This is a genomic window from Massilia sp. 9I (assembly GCF_902506415.1).
Classification (GTDB): Bacteria; Pseudomonadota; Gammaproteobacteria; order Burkholderiales; family Burkholderiaceae_D; genus Telluria.
In genome coordinates this window covers 3,061,414-3,077,912 of record NZ_LR733275.1, presented here as the reverse complement: position 1 = coordinate 3,077,912, position 16,499 = coordinate 3,061,414, and the positions used below count along the sequence as shown (strand labels likewise).

The window sequence follows — 16,499 nt, the reverse complement described above, 5'->3', positions numbered from 1 at the left end:
TTTCGTCCGCGCCGCGGGCGCCGGATCAGCAGAGCTGTCCGCCGAAGGGATCGCTGATGGTCTGGTTGGCGTAGTCGATCCCGCTCAGCTCGCGGTACTGGGCCATGCTGCGCGCGCTGCCGAGGCCATAGGCGCCGGGCAGGCCGTCGCCCATCAGCAGGCGGTTGAGCCGGTGCTTGGCGCGCTCGGTCAGGTAGGCCGACTGGAAGGCGCGCCGGGCATCAAGTTCACCGTGCCAGTGGTGGGTCTCATAGGGCGTGCCCTCGGTCTTGTACAGGTGGTAGACCGGGGTGGTGAGCGGGTGGAAGATGTCCCAGCCGCGCGTGAAGGCGCGCACCGCCAGGCTCTGCTCCTCGCCGTGGAAGTACAGGTAGGGATCGTAGGGCACTTCCTCGACAAAGTTCCCGGCCGCGAACAGGAAGCCCGCCGACACGTGGCAGCCCATCACCGGCTCGGTGGTGAACAGGTGGCGCGCCATGAAGCGCAGCACGGCGTCGTCCGGCGCCAGATTCTTCTCGGGATGGGGGCGCAGCACCAGCGCGGTGCGGCCTTCGCTCGGCGTGTAGTGCGGCTTGCCGTCGACCATGTCGAAACGGTAGGGATAGGTGCTGATGATCGGCTTGGCCGAACGCTCGCGCAGCTTCGCGTGCAGGCTGCGCAGCTGCTCGTCCCAGCCCGGCTCGAACAGGGTATGCGAATCGACCTGCAACAGGAAGGCTTCGCCGTCGTACAGCGAGAACGCGGTGCTGCGCGCCCAGCTCACGCCCAGCGTGTCCTGCGGGTGCAGGTGCACGTAGCGCACCTGGCGCGCGAAGGGCAGGGCGGCGATGGCCGCGCGCTGGTCCGCGACGTGCTGGTCGACCACGCCCAGCGACAGCAGCTCGGGCCGCGTGGCCTTGGCCACCGCGTCGTTCAGGGTGAAGAACAGCATCGGGTCGAGGTAGGAGGCGATGCTGATGAAGATGGTGGGCTGCGTCATGAGGCGGGAGCGCTGAGTCCTTGGAAGGGGTTGGCGTCGGCCTTCAGCGCGCGCTGCACGGCCGATGCCGGAAGGTTCATCAGGAGGCGGACCAGTTCCGGCTGGCGGTTGGTTGCGGTCTTCTGGTAGATCGACATCAGCTGCTTGCGCACCGTGTCGTACTGCACGCCGAGGGTGTCGGCGATGCTCTTCAGGGGCATGCCGTCGGCCAGCAGCGAGGCGACCCGGCATTCCGCGTGCGACAGGCCGAAGGCCGCGCTCAAGAGGTCCGAATCGATCTCCTGGACCGAGGTGGGATGGTAGAAGAACAGCATCACGAGCGGGCGCAGGCCGAAGCTGCCCATGGTCTGCTCCGGCACCAGCATCGTGAAGAAGCCGTACAGGACGTCGGGTGCTTCGCCCACGCCGCTGCTCATGTGCAGCGAGCGGAAGGCCTTGCCGTTGGCTTCTCCGGCGCCCACGCCGCTGCGCACCTGGTGTTCCAGCTCCGCGCACTGATCGAGGAAGGCGCTGCGGTAGGCCGGCGGCAGCACCAGGCGGTTGTCCACTACCTGGACCAGGCCGGTGGAGCCGAGCAGGCAGCGCGCCGCTTCGTTGGCCAGCACCACCTCGCCGCTCGTGGTCAGCAGCATCACGGGCTGGCGCAGCTTGTCCACCAGCGCGTGGCCGACCAGGGCCTGGGCTGAATACACGAATTGGGTCAGCCCCATGCGCGTCGCGCGCTGCAGGTGCGGTCGCAGGCGGTCGAGGAAGGCCAGGGCCTCGGGTGGCATCGGGCCTTCTTCGGGCCGGCGCAGACAGGCGAGCAGGACGATCGCCTCCTTGTTTTCGACCAGCTTGCAGGCAGTCAGGTAGCGCGCGCCATGCGGGATCAGGAACTCCTGGTAGAACGGATCATTGGCGACGAAATCCTCGGCGAAATGCTCATGGCAATGCAACCAGTTGTCATCCCATTGGGTGCGCAGCAATCCGACGCGGGGATCGATGAACTGGAATTTCTGGATGTACTCGAGGTCGATCTGCGGCGCCATGTCGGCGCCTTCGCTGTACGACAGCGCGCCATGCTCGCCGTCATAGGCAAGCAGGTGGATCGCGCGGCCGCCCACGGCCTCATGAATACATTCGAGGACCTTGCGCCAGGCCGCCCGGTTGTCGAGCGTGTCGTAGATGAGGTTGACGGCGCGGTCGAACTGCGCCTGGGAGAGGTTCAAATTTGACTCCGTTCAATATTTCCTATGCATCCTAACTGATGACGGGATGCATTGGAACTATTGGTTGTTAGCTCGCCACGACAGTATTTCAATGTGGCAATATTGCTAACTGCGGAGCCTTTATGGTGCCGCTGGTGTGCTGAACAGGACAGTGCGCACCGTGCCGCCCGCCGCCGGCGTCAGCTGGTAGAGGCGGTCGTATTCGTCGTCGCCGATATCGCTGCCGGGCGCGCCGCCGAACATGCGCACCAGTTCCGGCAGGGTGTTCGAGTGACCGACCACCAGCACCGGTCCGGACAGGGCTTTCACCTTTTCCACCAGCGCCTTGGGCGCCCGCGGGTCGTACAGCTGGACCTCGAGGCCGAGGCGCTGGGCCAGCGGCTGGGCGGTCTGGCGGGTGCGGTTCGTTGGCGTGCTGTGGATGCTGGTGATCCCGGTGCGCGCCAGCATGGCGGCGATCGCCTGCGCCCGCGCCTGGCCCTGCGGGGTGAGGTCCGGATCCTGGCCTACCGCCGCTTTTTCCCCATGGCGCACCAGGTAGATGGCGCTCGGCTCGGCCAGCGCCACGCCGGGCGCGATAATGGCCAGGCTCAGGGACAGGCAGCGGAACAGGCGGGGCAGGCTCATGGGATCCTCTTATAGGTAGGGACGAAAAAAAAGGCAGAGTAGCATGCCTCTGCCTGTGATCCTGATTTTCGTAGGGTGGTCGGCGAAGCCGAACACCTTAGAGTTGGGTAAGCGAGATCGTATTCGCCGCCGGGGTCGAGCACGGCTCTTCATCGAACGCGATATCGCCCAGCGCATTCGGCACGCCGTCGGTCTTCAGGTCGACGAAGCCGAACAGGTTGCGGTCCTGCAGGTGCGACGGCACCACGGTGGAGAGCGAGGAGAACACGTTCTCCACACGGCCCGGATGCTTCTTTTCCCAGTCGCGCAGCATGGCCTTGATCTGCTTGCGCTGCAGGTTTTCCTGCGAGCCGCACAGGTCGCACGGGATGATCGGGAAGCCTTTCACTTCGGCATAGCGCTCGGTGTCCGCTTCCTTCACATAGGCCAGCGGGCGGATCACCATGTGCTTGCCGTCGTCCGACACCAGCTTGGCCGGCATGCCCTTCAGCTTCCCGCCGAAGAACATATTCAGGAAGAAGGTCTCGAGGATGTCGTCGCGGTGGTGGCCCAGGGCGATCTTGTTGCAGCCCAGCTCGTCCGCCACGCGGTACAGGATGCCGCGCCGCAGCCTGGAACAGAGCGAGCAGGTGGTCTTCCCTTCCGGGACCAGGCGCTTGACGATGCTGTAGGTGTCCTGGTTCTCGATGTGGAAGGGCACGCCCAGCTTTTCGAGGTAGGCCGGCAATATCTCGGCCGGGAAGTTCGGCTGCTTCTGGTCGAGGTTGACCGCGACGATGTCGAAGTGGATCGGTGCGCGCTCGCGCAGGGTCATCAGGATGTCCAGCAGGGCGTAGCTGTCCTTGCCGCCCGACAGGCAGACCATCACCTTGTCGCCGTCCTCGATCATGTTGAAGTCGCCGATGGCCTGGCCCACCAGGCGGCACAGGCGCTTGTGCAGCTTGTTGTTCTCGTACGCGATTTTTTCGAGTTTCTTGGCCTGCGCGTCCGGGTTCAGTTGGTCGAGATCCGCTTCGCTCATGCTTCTTCCTTCACCGAAAACACTTCCACGCCCACGCCTTCGCAATCCGGATAGACGTCCGGCTTCATGGTCGAGACCCGTGCGGCGCGCACCCGCGGGTGGGTCAGCATCGCCTTGACCACGTCGTCGCACAGGGTTTCCTGCAGGTGGATGTGGCCCTTCGAGATGCGCTTGGCGATGGTCTCGCGCATGAAGTCGTAGTCGACCACTTCCGACAGCTGGTCGGCCTTCGGGGTCGACTGCTCGAGCGGGATGTACAGGTCGACGTTGATCAGGACACGCTGTTCCGCCTTCTTCTCGAAGTCATGCACGCCGATGTTGATCATCACTTCGTAGTTGCGCAGGAACAGCCGGCGGCAATCGCGCAAGCTCGGGTGAATCAGGGCGGATAACATGGGTAAAGCCTTATGTAAGTTGTTTGGGTTCGGTCAGGAACATCACGTCGCGGTTCGAGGCCATCAAATGCTGGCCGCCATCGACCAGCAGCGTGGTGCCGGTCAGGGCGCGCGCGCCGGCGGCATACACCACCGCGTCGGCGATGTCCTGCGGGGTCGAGGAACGGCCCAGCGGCGTCATGCGGTGCGCCTGGGCGAAGCCTTCCTCGCTCTGCTCGCCCGACACCATCGTGATGCCGGGCGCCACGCCGACCACGCGCACCGTTGGCGCCAGCGCCTGGGCCAGCATCGTGGTGGCCGCATGCAGCGCCGCTTTCGACAGCGTGTACGACAGAAAATCCGGGTTGAGATTGTACAGTTTCTGGTCCAGCAGGTTGATCACCACCGCCTGCGATCCCGCCGGCGTGGCGGCGTGCAGGGCCTGCGCCAGCAGCAGCGGCGCCGTCAGGTTCGCACCCATATGGGTATTCAACAGGGCCGGCGAGAAGCTGGTGGCACTGTCGTATTCGAACAACGATGCATTGTTGACCACGCACGTAATCAAGCCAAGTTCCGCCGCCACGCGGCCGGGCAGGGCGCGCACTGCGTCTTCAATCAAGAGCTCGCATTGGAACAGCGCGGCGCGGCGGCCGAGGGCGCGGACGGCGTCCGCCGTCTCTTGCGCTTCGCGCTCGGAATGGCGGTAGTGCACGGCGATATCCCAGCCGGCAGCAGCCAGGCCGAGCGCGATCGCGCGCCCCAGGCGGCGCCCGGCGCCGGTCACCAGTGCGACTTTGGTAGCGGTCATATCGTTCGAAGGCATTCGTGTTGGCTTGGTTTCGCTACAATGCCGGCATGTCCATGCCCGCACCTACTCCCGACGCGCTCGCCGCATCCCAATCCCTGCAACACTTGATCGCCGCCGAAATCGAACAGCTCGGCGGAGCGATGGCGTTTTCACGGTTCATGGAACTGGCGCTGTATGCGCCCCGGCTCGGGTATTACAGCGGTGGCGCCTCCAAGCTCGGTGCGAGCGGCGATTTCACCACCGCGCCGGAAATCTCGCCCCTGTTCGGGGCGGCGCTGGCGCGCGCGGCAGCCGCTATTATCGCCCAAAGCGCGCCCGACATCATCGAATTCGGCGCCGGCACCGGCAAGCTGGCGCGCGACGTGCTCACCGCGCTCGACGGGATGGGCGTGCAGGTGAACTCGTACACCATCATCGAACTCTCGGGCGAATTGCGGGCGCGCCAGCAGGAGTCCCTGAAAGACCTGCCCCAGGTCCGCTGGCTGGACGGCATGCCGGAGTCGTTTAGCGGCGTGGTGCTGGCCAACGAGGTGCTGGACGCGATGCCGGTCGAACTGGTCGTGCGCAAGGAGGGCCGCTGGATGCGCCAGATGGTCACTGTGGAGAATGGCGCCTTCGCTTACGTCCAGCAGGAACTGCCGCAGGAACTTGCGCTCCATGCCGCGCGCCAGATCCCGGACGCCGATTTCCTGCCGGATGCTTATCTCACCGAGATCCACCCGGTGGCCGAGGGTTTCATGGCTTCGCTGGCCGCCATGATGAAGGGCGGGCGCGGCGCCGCTTTCCTGTTCGACTATGGCTTCCCGGCGCGCGAGTACTACCTCGACCAGCGCATGGGCGGCACCCTGATGTGCCATTACCGCCACCATTCCCACCCGGATCCCTTCTATTTGCCGGGCTTGCAGGACATTACCGCTCACGTCGACTTCACCGCGATGGCCCTTAGCGCGCAGGAAGCCGGGCTGGCCGTGCTCGCCTATATGAACCAGTCCTCCTTCCTGCTCGGCTGCGGCATCGGCGAACTGCTGATGGAAACGGATCCGCAGGATGCGCTGCGTTTCCTGCCGCAATCGAAGGCGGTGCAGAAGCTGGTGTCGCCGGCTGAAATGGGCGAATTGTTCAAGGTGCTGGTGGTGGGACAGGACGTGGACTTGCCGGATGCTATCGTGCGGGCCGACCGGACTCATCGCTTGTAGAATTTTTGACATCTTGCGTTCTGGACACAAATCCGGCTAAGCTGTACCACCCTGCCTGTTCCCAAGGCGAACTGGCGCATTCTCGAGAACATGGCCCGAATCCACACCCACTATGACAATCTGAAGGTCGCGCGCGGCGCGCCGGCGGAAGTCATTCGTGCGGCATACAAGGCCCTCAGCCAGAAATACCATCCCGACAAGAACCCGGGCGACGAAAAGGCCGCCCGCATCATGGCGATCGTCAACACCGCCTACAACACCCTGTCCGACCCGGTGCGCCGCAAGGAGCACGACGAGTGGATCGCCTCGGAAGAGTGGGAAGTGGAATGGCTGGAGAGTACCGGCGCAGAAGAAACCCCGGGACGCCCGCCGCGCCCTGACGCCTGGGAGCCGCGTGTCCCCGAGGTGCAGGCGCGCCCACGCCCGCGCCTGATGCGCGACCCGCGCTGGTGGCTGGGCCTGGCGACCTGTTTCGTGGCCGGCGCCGCCGCCTCCCTATACCTGGCGGAACAGCCACGCGCCAAGCTGCCGGCGGCCCTGGCCTGGGTCGGCAAGCCGGATCCGGTGCCAACGCCGGCGCCTGCCGCCGACCGCCCCGACGAACTGGGCGCCGATGCCAGCACCGAAGGCTGGGCGCGCCGCTTCGGCGGCGAAGGCAAGGAACCGCCGCCGGAGATCAAGGCGCTGGCCGTGACCCAGCTGGTGGTGCCGGCGCGCGCGCCGGACTGCGGCACCGACCTTCAAACCCTGGTCGCGCCCAGCGGCGACCCCTGGCCGGAAGAATCCGGCTACCTGCCGGGCTACCCGGTCGGCAACAGCGGCAGCGAAATGCAGGTCCAGATTGACAACAGCGCCAATGCCTCGCCGGTGTTCGTCAAGCTGTACGACCTCGACCGCCGCTCGAACGTGCGCCACGCCTATGTGCTGGCGCACGCGAACTTCGTGATCGACAAGCTCAGCGCCGGGAAATACGAAGTCCGCTACCAGAACATCGTCGTCAACGACGGCAAGACCGAGTGCCTGAACGGGCGCCGCGTGCCATTGAGACAAGCCGCTGCCTTTTCGCCGGGCGGCTGATCGCAGCCGCTGTGGTTTTTTCTCCGCAATAACTGCAAGTCGCGTCGGGATCTTTACCCGATTCAACTATTTTAGTTCCCAACCGTAATATACTGGACTGATGCAGCCAGCCCATGCAGCGGCTGCGCCCATGCCCAACGCAGGCTTACGGAAAACATGAACGAACTGGAAGGCCTCACGGCCCTGATCATCGAGCCCCACGCGGGCATGCGCGCCAACATCCACAGCATGCTCAACATGTGTGGCCTGACGCGCATCGAGCACGCCAGTTCGTCCAACCTGGCGGTCAAGCACCTGGGGCTGCGCAGCTTCGACATGGTCCTGTGCGAATACGACCTCGAGGGCGGCCAGGACGGCCAGCAGCTGCTCGAGGACCTGCGCCACCACAAGCTGATGTCGCTCTCGACCATGTTCTTCATGGTCACCGCCGAGGGCAACCACAGCAAGGTGGTCAGCGCCGCCGAGCTGGCGCCCACCGACTACATCCTGAAACCCTTCACCGCCGACCGCCTGCTGGACCGCATCGCGCGCGCCCTCGACAAGCGCAGCGCCTTCATGCCGGTCTACATCCTGATGGAAGCGGGCGACCAGCGCGAAGCGGTCGACGCCTGCATCGAGGGCGAGCGCCTGCACCCGCGCTACGCGGTCGACTTCCTGCGCCTGCGCGCCGAGCTGCACGTGTTCCTGGGCGAGCCGGACCAGGCCGAGCCGATCTACCGCAAGCTCATCGAAGCCAAGACCATCGCCTGGGCCAGATTAGGCCTGGCCAAGACCCTGTTCCTGCGCAAGCAGTTCGAGGAAGCCAAGGGCATGCTGGAAGAGCTGGTCGACTCCAACAAGAACTTCGTCGACGCCTACGACTGGCTGGCGCGCACCCATGCGGCAGTGGGTGACCTGGGAAAGTCGCAGGCGGTGCTGAACGAGGCGGTGGCGGTGTCGCCGCATGCCGTGCGGCGCCTGCGCACCCTGGGCGAGACCGCCTTCGAGGCGGGCGACACCGAGGCCGCCGAAAAGGCGCTCAAGCAGGTGGTCGCCAAGGCCAAGTATTCCGAATTCCGCGACCCCGAAGACCACGTCAAGCTGGTGCGCACCCTGGTCAAGAAGGGCGACCCGGTGGCCGCGGCCTCGGTCATCCGCGACCTCGACCGCTCGATGGGCGGACGCCCGGCCACTACCCTGTGCAGCGCGATCTCCTCAGCGCTGCTGCATGAATATACCGGCAACGAAACCCGCCTGAACGAATCGCTGGCCACGGCGCTGGAAGCCTGCCAGGACGCGCCGTCGCTCTCGAGCGACCTGAAGCTCGAACTGGCGCGCACCTGCCTGGAAAACAATATGGAAGAGGGCGGGGCCGAGCTGGTGCGCGAAGTGATGCGCGACGCCCCGAACGACGCCGGCATGGCGCGCGCCATGGGCGTGCTGGAGCAGGCGGGCTTCCCCGACCTGGCCCGCACGCTGGCGCAGGAAAGCCGCCAGCACGTGGTCGACCTGGTGGCCGACGGCGCCGCGCGTGCGCGTAGCGGCGACTACAAGGGCGCGGTCAGCCTGATGCAGGAAGCGGCCGCCAAGCTGCCGAACAACCCGGCGGTGGCCTTCAACGCCGCGCTGGCGACCCTGCGCTGCCTCGAGCATGACGGCTGGGAAGACAAGCTTGGCCAGCAGGCGGTCAGCCTGATCGGCAACGTGCGCCGGCTCGACCCGGGCAATCCGAAGCTGGGCGCGCTGTCGGCGCTGCACCACCAGGTACTCAAGAAATACGAACGCAACGCGCAGGGGCGCCAGGTGAAACCGGCCCAGAAGACTGCCCCTGCCGCCGCCCCTGCCACTACCGCAGGAAAAGCGGCATAAGAAAGATGACGGGCCATGGCCGCAATGCTTGACGCAGTGACAAATTCCATTCCGCCGGAAGGCGCGACCCGCCGCGTGCGCGCGGCCCTGATGCACAAGGTGTGCGGCGACGAAGAGATGTTCGCCCTCGGCGCCTCGATCGCCCGCGTGGTCGAGATGGCCTCGAGCGATGACCAGGGCACCCATGACCTGGCCTATTACGTGGTGTCGGACCCCGCGCTGACCCAGCGCATCCTGCGCCTGTCGAACACCATCCAGTACCGCACCGCGTCCAGCACGCCGGTCACCACGATCTCGCGCGCGATTTCGCTGCTCGGATTCGATAATGTGAAAACCACGGCGCTGGCGATGTTGCTGGTCGACGCCCTGGCCAGTTGCGAGCACGCCGGCAGCGTGCGGGTGGAACTGGAAGCGGCCCTGTGCGCCAGCCTGGTCGGCCGCGAGATGGCGCGCCACAGCTTCTTCCAGGGCGCCGAGGAAGCCGCGATCTGCGCGCTGTTCAAGAACCTGGCGCCATTGCTGGTGGCCAGCCACGAGCACGACCGCTACCGCGAGATCAGCGCCCTGGTCGCGGGCGGCAAGCACACCGTCGGCCAGGCGTCGCAGATGATCCTCGGCTGCAGCTACGACGCGCTGGCGCAGGCGGTGCTGGCCGAATGGAAGATCCCGGACGTGATCGTGCGCGCCCAGGCCTCGCTCCCGCCCACCGCCGTGCGGGTGGCTGCCAACCGCGGCGAATGGATGCGCCAGGTCGCCGCCTTCAGCCTCGACGTGGCGCGCCTGCTGGCCAAGACCCACGAGCCGGCCAATTCGCTGGAAGCGCAGGCGCTGCTGGGCCGCTACGGCAACGCGCTCGACCTCGACCGCGAGCGCATGCTGGGCCTGATGTCCGCGGTGCAGGAGGGCATGCGCGGCCTGCTGGAGAGCATGAACATGCAGCCGGCGCCGAAGAGCGAAACCCAGGGTTCCGGCCTGCCGAACGTGCTGCTGCTGGCCACGCTGGATGCGGGCGAAGAAGAGCAGGAAGGAACGCACCCGAGCGGCAAGCCGAAGAACGCACGCGACCTGCTGCTGGCGGGCGTGCAGGACGTGACCCAGATGCGCGCCTCGGGCGGCAAGGTCAACGAGGTGGTGCTGGCGGTGCTCGAAACGCTCTACAGTGCGCTCGGTTTTCGCTTCGCGACCGTGTGCCTGAAGGACGCGAAAAGCGGCCAGTACCGGGCGCGCCTGGCGCTGGGCGAGGACAGCGCGCGCCTGCAGGACGGCTTCGCCTTCCCGGCGGCCTCGGCGCGCGACCTGTTCCACCTGGCGATGGAAAACGACGCCGACCTGATGATCTCGGACGCATCGAGCCCGAAGATCCGCGACCTGCTGCCCGAATGGCACCGCAAGCTGCTGCGCGATGCACGCAGCTTCATCGTGCTGCCGCTGGTGGTGGGCAAGGTGCAGCTGGGGCTGTTCTATGCGGACCGCACGTTGACCGCGGAAGAGGGCGTGCCGCCCGATGAAACGGCGCTCATCAAGGCGCTTAAAGGCCAAGTTCTCGCTGCGCTTGCTCCGTAGGGTGGGCGGCTTTGCCGCCCACGCGGCGACAGGCAAAATTTGATTGCTCGTGATATTGCCAGCGACCGTTGGCCGCGTGGGCGGGAGACCCGCCCACCCTACGAAAAACGCATCTCCACAATTCTCGCGAAATCACCCTTGTGGTTTTGCATCCTGCCCGTTACAATCACGCCCCGAAGCAACGCTGCTATGCGAAGCGGACAAAGTCTGCCGAAACATAGTTGACAATACGTTGAGCTTGCTTCATACTCTGCGGTTCTTCGCGGTGGGGTGGCCGAGTGGTTAAAGGCAGCAGACTGTAAATCTGCCCTCTCTGAGTACGCTGGTTCGAATCCAGCCCCCACCACCAAAAAGAAGAGTCGAAGGAATTGAAAGGTTGTACCTCGCGGGTGTAGCTCAATGGTAGAGCAGAAGCCTTCCAAGCTTACGACGAGGGTTCGATTCCCTTCACCCGCTCCAGTTAGTGCGGTGTTATTTCTAACCGCAAAAAATAAGCCCTTGTAGCTCAGTGGTAGAGCACTCCCTTGGTAAGGGAGAGGCCACGTGTTCAATCCACGTCAAGGGCACCAGAATTTTGTACGGCAGTCCGTAGCGCTTGTCCGTCAGTCGTGCCTGGTAATTCTCAAAAAAATCGTTAGATCTTAGGAGTCTCAAATGGCAAAAGGTAAATTCGAACGGACCAAGCCGCACGTCAACGTCGGCACCATCGGTCACGTTGACCACGGTAAAACCACCCTGACGGCTGCAATCGCAACCGTTCTGTCGAAGAAGTTCGGCGGCGAAGCCAAGGCCTACGACCAGATCGACGCGGCTCCGGAAGAAAAAGCACGCGGCATCACCATCAACACCGCGCACGTCGAGTACGAAACCGCGAACCGTCACTACGCGCACGTTGACTGCCCAGGCCACGCCGACTACATCAAGAACATGATTACCGGTGCTGCGCAGATGGACGGCGCGATCCTGGTGTGCTCGGCCGCTGACGGCCCGATGCCGCAGACCCGCGAGCACATCCTGCTGGCGCGTCAGGTTGGCGTTCCGTACATCATCGTGTTCCTGAACAAGTGCGACCTGGTCGACGACGCAGAACTGCTGGAACTGGTCGAAATGGAAGTCCGCGAACTCCTGTCGAAGTACGAGTTCCCTGGCGACGACCTGCCGATCATCAAGGGTTCGGCTCGTATGGCCCTGGAAGGCCAGGCTGGCGAACTGGGCGAAGACGCGATCATCCGTCTGGCTGAAGCTCTGGACACCTACATCCCGACCCCGGAACGTGCCGTCGACGGCGCCTTCCTGATGCCGGTGGAAGACGTGTTCTCGATCTCGGGCCGCGGTACCGTGGTGACCGGTCGTGTCGAGCGCGGCATCATCAAGGTCGGCGAAGAGATCGAAATCGTCGGTATCATCGACACCGTGAAGACCACCTGCACCGGCGTGGAAATGTTCCGCAAGCTGCTGGACCAGGGTCAAGCTGGCGACAACGTCGGCCTGCTGCTGCGCGGTACCAAGCGTGAAGACGTCCAGCGTGGTCAAGTCCTGGCCAAGCCGGGCTCGATCAAGCCGCACAACCACTTCACCGGTGAGATCTACGTCCTGTCGAAAGACGAAGGCGGCCGTCACACCCCGTTCTTCAACAACTACCGTCCGCAGTTCTACTTCCGTACGACTGACGTGACCGGTTCGATCGAGCTGCCGGCAGACAAAGAAATGGTCATGCCAGGCGACAACGTGTCGATCACCGTCAAGCTGATCGCTCCGATCGCGATGGAAGAAGGTCTGCGCTTCGCAATCCGCGAAGGCGGCCGTACCGTCGGCGCCGGCGTGGTTGCCAAGATCCTGGCCTAATCGCCAAGACAGAGGGAAGCGGGCCAACGCTTCCCTCGATCAGCATTGCCTGGCACGCGCGTGCCATGTATAATGCTGGATTCAGCGAGAAGTTTTCGTAGGGGTGTAGCTCAATTGGCAGAGCGTCGGTCTCCAAAACCGAAGGTCGCGGGTTCGATTCCCTCCGCCCCTGCCACCGAATTCTGATGCTTCGGCGTCGAAAGTAAAGAAGATGTCCAATCAATCCGTGCAAACTGTCAGCACCTCGAATGACAAGTTCAAGGTCGCCCTGGCGGTGGTTGCCACGATTGCAGGCGTTGTCGGGTTCTTTTACCTGAAAGGCCAAAACAAACCAGCCTTGGTCGCCGCCGGCGCCCTCGTGGCTGGTTTAGTTTTTGCCGTCCTGCTTTTGTGGACCTCCGCAACCGGTCGCGATTTCCTGAGCTTCGCCAAAGAGTCCGTGCGCGAGACCAAGAAAGTTGTTTGGCCGACCCGTAAGGAAGCCACCCAGATCACCGGCATCGTGTTTGCCTTCGTGGTCGTGACGGCGATTTTCCTCTGGGGCACGGATAAGATTCTTGAATTCCTGTTGTACGACGTGATCCTGGGGTGGAAAAACTGATGAGCGATAACGTGCAAGACAATGTGCCGGGCGATGTCCCGGCACAAGACGCTGGTGCGGCTCCCGTGAGTGTCCCGGTGAACAACAAGCGCTGGTATGTCGTCCACGTCTACTCCGGCATGGAAAAGAGCGTCATGCGCGCCCTGACCGAGCGCATCGAGCGCGCCGGCATGCAGCAGCAGTTCGGCCAGATCCTGGTTCCGACCGAGGAAGTCGTCGAAATGCGCAACGGCACCAAGGCCGTCTCCGAGCGTCGTTTCTTCCCGGGCTATGTCCTGGTTGAGATGGAAATGACGGACGAGACCTGGCACCTGGTCAAGAACACGAGCAAGGTCACCGGCTTCATCGGTGGCAAGTCGAACAAGCCGACGCCGATCCCGGCACGCGAGATCGACAAGATCATGCAGCAGGTCCAGGAAGGCGTCGAAAAGCCGCGTCCAAAAGTCCTGTACGAAGTGGGCGAGCAAGTCCGGATCAAGGAAGGCCCGTTCACCGACTTCAACGGCAATGTCGAAGAAGTCAACTACGAAAAGTCGAAGGTGCGTGTTTCTGTCACCATCTTCGGCCGCGCGACTCCGGTGGAGCTGGAGTTCGGGCAGGTAGAGAAAGTCTAAAACGCCGAATCGGAGCGTCGCAGCAGTAGGCGGAATCCGGTAAGAGGAGCCCCGCCGCAGAGTAGTAGTGGTGGGGCGCTACTACTCAATGCCAACTTAGGAGCCAGACATGGCAAAGAAGATTATTGGCTTTATCAAGCTGCAGGTTGCAGCCGGTAAGGCAAACCCATCCCCACCGATCGGCCCGGCACTCGGCCAGCGCGGTCTGAACATCATGGAATTCTGCAAGGCGTTCAACGCCCAGACCCAAGGCTTCGAGCCGGGCATGCCGATTCCTGTCGTGATCACCGCCTTCGCGGACAAGTCCTTCACCTTCGTGATGAAGACCCCGCCGGCAACCTACCTGATCAAGAAAGCCGCTGGCATCACCAAGGGTTCGCCGAAGCCACATACCGACAAGGTTGGCACGCTGACCCGTGCCCAGGCTGAAGAAATCGCAAAAACCAAGCAGCCGGACCTGACCGCCGCCGACATGGACGCCGCAGTGCGTATCATCGCCGGCTCGGCACGTTCGATGGGCATCACGGTGGAGGGTGTGTAATGGCTAAGCTGTCCAAGCGCGTTAAAGCAATGAAAGAAAAAGTGGACCGTAACAAGGTCTACGCGTTCGACAACGCTGTGTCGATCGTCAAGGAATTCGCCACCGCCAAGTTCAACGAGTCGATCGACGTCGCGATCCAGCTCGGCGTGGACCCGAAGAAGTCGGACCAAGTGGTCCGCGGTTCGGTCGTCCTGCCAGCAGGCACCGGCAAGACCGTGCGCGTCGCTGTCTTCGCTTCGGGCGACAAGGCTGAAGCTGCTAAAGCAGCCGGCGCCGACATCGTCGGTATGGAAGACCTGGCCGAAATGGTCAAGGCCGGCAACATGCCGTTCGACATCGTGATCGCCTCGCCGGATACCATGCGTATCGTCGGTACCCTGGGTCAGATCCTGGGCCCGCGCGGCCTGATGCCGAACCCGAAGGTCGGCACCGTGACCCCGGACGTGGCTGGCGCCGTCAAGAACGCCAAGGCCGGTCAGGTTCAGTACCGTACCGACAAGGCTGGTATCGTCCACGCCACCATCGGTCGCAAGTCGTTCTCGGACGAGCAGCTGAAGACCAACCTGTCGGCACTGCTGGAAGCCCTGAACAAGGCCAAGCCGGCAACGTCGAAGGGCGTGTACCTGCGCCGCGTCGCGATCTCGTCGACCATGGGCGCTGGCGTCCGTCTGGACCACGCTTCGATCGCTGCTTAAGATTTAAAGCATTAAGTCCTCGCAGTTCATCGCGAGGCGCATCTTTGGGCTGTCGGGGCAATTCACCGCTCCGGCAGGCAATCAAAGACCGTTGGGCCGATGGCAGAGGTTGAGCCGGAGGTTAATAGACCACCCAACGCAGATGGTGTACCCGAACAAGTTTTGTAGTCCACGCTGCGTGAATGTATCCGCGTCAGATTGGCTTCTTAACTTCGGACGCCGTGTTCGAACCGATGCAGGCGCTGTTGCTTGCATCATTTAAGGAGATTGACCGTGGGTCTTAATCTGAATGACAAAAAGGTCGTCGTCGAAGAAGTGAGCGCGAAAGTAGCAACCGCGCAAACCATCGTCGTGGCTGAGTACCGTGGCATCCAGGTTGCTCACTTGACCAAGCTCCGTGCATCCGCACGTGCCCAGGGCGTGTACCTGCGTGTTCTGAAGAACACGCTGGCTCGTCGCTCTGTCGAAGGCACGCAGTTTGCCTCGCTGGCTGATTCCATGACCGGTCCGCTGATCTACTCGATCTCGGACGACGCCGTTGCTGCAGCAAAAGTCATCAATGACTTCGCTAAAACCAACGACAAGCTGGTCGTGAAAGCCGGTAACTACGCAGGTAAGCAGCTCGATGTAGCTGGCGTTACCGCGTTGGCAAGCATCCCGTCCCGTGAAGTCCTCATCTCGCAGCTGTTGGGCGTCATGCTGGCACCGGTTTCGGGCTTTGCACGTGGTCTGGCTGCCCTGGCAGCGAAAAAAGGCGAAGGTTCGGAAGCTGCTCCAGCAGCCGAAGAAACCGCCGCAGCTTAATAGCCGCGCCTTTTTTCTCAAGTACCAACCTGAACTACACACACAACATATTTGGAGTTTCAAATGGCAATTAGCAAAGACGATATCCTGAACGCAGTGAGCGAAATGTCCGTCATGGACCTGAACGAACTGGTCAAGGCATTCGAAGAGAAGTTTGGCGTGTCGGCAGCTGCAATGGCAGCACCGGCAGCTGGCGGCGCCACCGGCGGCGCAGCTGCTGCTGAAGAGCAGACCGAGTTCAACGTCGTGCTGACCGAAGTCGGCGCGAACAAGGTCGGCGTCATCAAAGCCGTCCGTGAAATCACCGGCCTGGGCCTGAAGGAAGCCAAAGACGTCGTCGACGGCGCACCGAAGACCGTGAAAGAAGCTCTGCCGAAAGCTGAAGCTGAAGCCGCTAAGAAGAAGCTGGAAGAAGCTGGCGCCAAGGCCGATCTGAAGTAAACCATTTGCATTGGGCGCTCCAAGGGGTGCCCAGCGCGGGAGTCAAAGCTTGCAAGCCTGCCGAAAGGGAGGGGATGCGGCTTTGGCTCTTTTGTCGTCCCTGAAACAAACGTTTGCGTCAGGTGCCGATAAGCAACACAAGTAGTCGCAGCAGCAGAAGTCGGAAATATCGTAACACAGCAGTACGGCTGTCTTAATCACCTGGCGGGAAAGCAGAGGCTTCAGGCCTTGCGTGTGGTGGCTCCACCACTGGC

The 16,499-nt window shown here is 63.2% G+C and carries 17 protein-coding genes and 4 tRNA genes; 15 read left to right on the top strand and 6 right to left on the bottom strand.

Annotated elements, in window-relative coordinates; all coding sequences use genetic code 11:
* Positions 1 to 25: 25 nt before the first annotated feature.
* The 6 genes from GV068_RS13800 to GV068_RS13775 all read right to left on the bottom strand — a co-directional run bounded on the left by GV068_RS13800 (position 26) and on the right by GV068_RS13775 (position 5,035).
* Positions 26 to 979, bottom strand: coding sequence for a GlcNAc-transferase family protein (locus tag GV068_RS13800; RefSeq protein WP_159698629.1), 954 nt, complete (start codon positions 977 to 979; stop codon positions 26 to 28).
* Positions 976 to 2,190, bottom strand: a complete 1,215-nt coding sequence (locus GV068_RS13795) for a helix-turn-helix transcriptional regulator (protein ID WP_159698626.1) — start codon at positions 2,188 to 2,190, stop codon at positions 976 to 978. Before GV068_RS13795 ends, GV068_RS13800 begins: the two co-directional genes overlap by 4 nt.
* Positions 2,191 to 2,310: 120 nt before the next feature.
* Positions 2,311 to 2,817: a histidine phosphatase family protein gene (locus GV068_RS13790; protein WP_229464165.1), complete on the bottom strand. Its 507-nt coding sequence runs from the start codon at positions 2,815 to 2,817 to the stop codon at positions 2,311 to 2,313.
* A 97-nt stretch (positions 2,818 to 2,914) separates the two neighbouring features.
* Positions 2,915 to 3,838, bottom strand: coding sequence for a tRNA 2-thiocytidine(32) synthetase TtcA (gene ttcA / locus GV068_RS13785; protein ID WP_159698623.1), 924 nt, complete (start codon positions 3,836 to 3,838; stop codon positions 2,915 to 2,917).
* Complete coding sequence (locus tag GV068_RS13780; protein WP_159698620.1) at positions 3,835 to 4,233, bottom strand: dihydroneopterin aldolase; 399 nt, start codon at positions 4,231 to 4,233, stop codon at positions 3,835 to 3,837. Before GV068_RS13780 ends, ttcA begins: the two co-directional genes overlap by 4 nt.
* 10 nt (positions 4,234 to 4,243) lie before the next feature.
* Entirely contained in the window at positions 4,244 to 5,035 is a 792-nt protein-coding gene (locus GV068_RS13775; protein ID WP_159698617.1) for an SDR family oxidoreductase, read from the bottom strand.
* 32 nt (positions 5,036 to 5,067) lie between these two features.
* Between GV068_RS13775 and GV068_RS13770 the strand changes: the two genes are divergently transcribed.
* The 15 genes from GV068_RS13770 to rplL all read left to right on the top strand — a co-directional run bounded on the left by GV068_RS13770 (position 5,068) and on the right by rplL (position 16,245).
* On the top strand, positions 5,068 to 6,216 hold the full coding sequence (locus tag GV068_RS13770) for a class I SAM-dependent methyltransferase (RefSeq protein ID WP_159698614.1): 1,149 nt from the start codon (positions 5,068 to 5,070) through the stop codon (positions 6,214 to 6,216).
* Positions 6,217 to 6,306: 90 nt separating this feature from the next.
* Positions 6,307 to 7,293 carry a J domain-containing protein gene (locus tag GV068_RS13765; protein ID WP_159698611.1) on the top strand — a complete coding sequence of 329 codons (987 nt, stop codon included), beginning with the start codon at positions 6,307 to 6,309 and terminating at the stop codon, positions 7,291 to 7,293.
* Between the two features lie 156 nt (positions 7,294 to 7,449).
* The gene (locus tag GV068_RS13760) at positions 7,450 to 9,141 is read left to right on the top strand and encodes a tetratricopeptide repeat-containing response regulator (RefSeq protein ID WP_159698608.1); all 1,692 of its coding nucleotides are present in this window, start codon (positions 7,450 to 7,452) and stop codon (positions 9,139 to 9,141) included.
* A 36-nt stretch (positions 9,142 to 9,177) separates the two neighbouring features.
* Entirely contained in the window at positions 9,178 to 10,704 is a 1,527-nt protein-coding gene (locus GV068_RS13755; RefSeq protein ID WP_308637215.1) for an HDOD domain-containing protein, read from the top strand.
* 264 nt (positions 10,705 to 10,968) lie between these two features.
* Positions 10,969 to 11,053 (top strand) — tRNA-Tyr (locus GV068_RS13750).
* Between the two features lie 36 nt (positions 11,054 to 11,089).
* Positions 11,090 to 11,163, top strand: a tRNA-Gly gene (locus tag GV068_RS13745).
* A 35-nt stretch (positions 11,164 to 11,198) separates the two neighbouring features.
* Positions 11,199 to 11,273: transfer RNA gene (locus tag GV068_RS13740), tRNA-Thr, on the top strand.
* 85 nt (positions 11,274 to 11,358) lie between these two features.
* Positions 11,359 to 12,549 (top strand): elongation factor Tu, encoded by a 1,191-nt coding sequence (gene tuf, locus GV068_RS13735; protein WP_159698375.1) that lies wholly within the window; start codon positions 11,359 to 11,361, stop codon positions 12,547 to 12,549.
* Between the two features lie 99 nt (positions 12,550 to 12,648).
* Positions 12,649 to 12,724, top strand: a tRNA-Trp gene (locus GV068_RS13730).
* Between the two features lie 36 nt (positions 12,725 to 12,760).
* Positions 12,761 to 13,150, top strand: coding sequence for a preprotein translocase subunit SecE (gene secE, locus GV068_RS13725; protein ID WP_159698605.1), 390 nt, complete (start codon positions 12,761 to 12,763; stop codon positions 13,148 to 13,150).
* Positions 13,150 to 13,764, top strand: a complete 615-nt coding sequence (gene nusG, locus GV068_RS13720) for a transcription termination/antitermination protein NusG (RefSeq protein WP_159698602.1) — start codon at positions 13,150 to 13,152, stop codon at positions 13,762 to 13,764. The genes secE and nusG overlap by 1 nt, the downstream gene beginning before the upstream one ends.
* 109 nt (positions 13,765 to 13,873) lie before the next feature.
* The gene (rplK, locus tag GV068_RS13715) at positions 13,874 to 14,305 is read left to right on the top strand and encodes a 50S ribosomal protein L11 (protein ID WP_020653552.1); all 432 of its coding nucleotides are present in this window, start codon (positions 13,874 to 13,876) and stop codon (positions 14,303 to 14,305) included.
* Entirely contained in the window at positions 14,305 to 15,000 is a 696-nt protein-coding gene (rplA, locus tag GV068_RS13710) for a 50S ribosomal protein L1 (RefSeq protein ID WP_159698599.1), read from the top strand. Before rplK ends, rplA begins: the two co-directional genes overlap by 1 nt.
* Positions 15,001 to 15,273: 273 nt before the next feature.
* A complete protein-coding gene (gene rplJ / locus GV068_RS13705) occupies positions 15,274 to 15,804 on the top strand; it encodes a 50S ribosomal protein L10 (protein WP_159698596.1) in 531 nt (176 codons plus the stop codon).
* 63 nt (positions 15,805 to 15,867) lie between these two features.
* Positions 15,868 to 16,245, top strand: coding sequence for a 50S ribosomal protein L7/L12 (rplL, locus tag GV068_RS13700; protein WP_159698593.1), 378 nt, complete (start codon positions 15,868 to 15,870; stop codon positions 16,243 to 16,245).
* The last annotated feature ends 254 nt before the right edge of the window (positions 16,246 to 16,499 follow it).

Coding starts and splice junctions, on each gene's coding strand:
- GV068_RS13790 (WP_229464165.1), bottom strand. CDS start 2,817: ATGAGCCTGCCCCGCCTGTTCCGCTGCCTGTCCCTGAGCCTGGCCATT.
- secE (WP_159698605.1), top strand. CDS start 12,761: ATGTCCAATCAATCCGTGCAAACTGTCAGCACCTCGAATGACAAGTTC.
- GV068_RS13765 (WP_159698611.1), top strand. CDS start 6,307: ATGGCCCGAATCCACACCCACTATGACAATCTGAAGGTCGCGCGCGGC.
- GV068_RS13780 (WP_159698620.1), bottom strand. CDS start 4,233: ATGTTATCCGCCCTGATTCACCCGAGCTTGCGCGATTGCCGCCGGCTG.
- ttcA (WP_159698623.1), bottom strand. CDS start 3,838: ATGAGCGAAGCGGATCTCGACCAACTGAACCCGGACGCGCAGGCCAAG.
- rplL (WP_159698593.1), top strand. CDS start 15,868: ATGGCAATTAGCAAAGACGATATCCTGAACGCAGTGAGCGAAATGTCC.
- GV068_RS13760 (WP_159698608.1), top strand. CDS start 7,450: ATGAACGAACTGGAAGGCCTCACGGCCCTGATCATCGAGCCCCACGCG.
- tuf (WP_159698375.1), top strand. CDS start 11,359: ATGGCAAAAGGTAAATTCGAACGGACCAAGCCGCACGTCAACGTCGGC.
- rplA (WP_159698599.1), top strand. CDS start 14,305: ATGGCTAAGCTGTCCAAGCGCGTTAAAGCAATGAAAGAAAAAGTGGAC.
- rplK (WP_020653552.1), top strand. CDS start 13,874: ATGGCAAAGAAGATTATTGGCTTTATCAAGCTGCAGGTTGCAGCCGGT.
- GV068_RS13770 (WP_159698614.1), top strand. CDS start 5,068: ATGTCCATGCCCGCACCTACTCCCGACGCGCTCGCCGCATCCCAATCC.
- nusG (WP_159698602.1), top strand. CDS start 13,150: ATGAGCGATAACGTGCAAGACAATGTGCCGGGCGATGTCCCGGCACAA.
- GV068_RS13775 (WP_159698617.1), bottom strand. CDS start 5,035: ATGCCTTCGAACGATATGACCGCTACCAAAGTCGCACTGGTGACCGGC.
- GV068_RS13800 (WP_159698629.1), bottom strand. CDS start 979: ATGACGCAGCCCACCATCTTCATCAGCATCGCCTCCTACCTCGACCCG.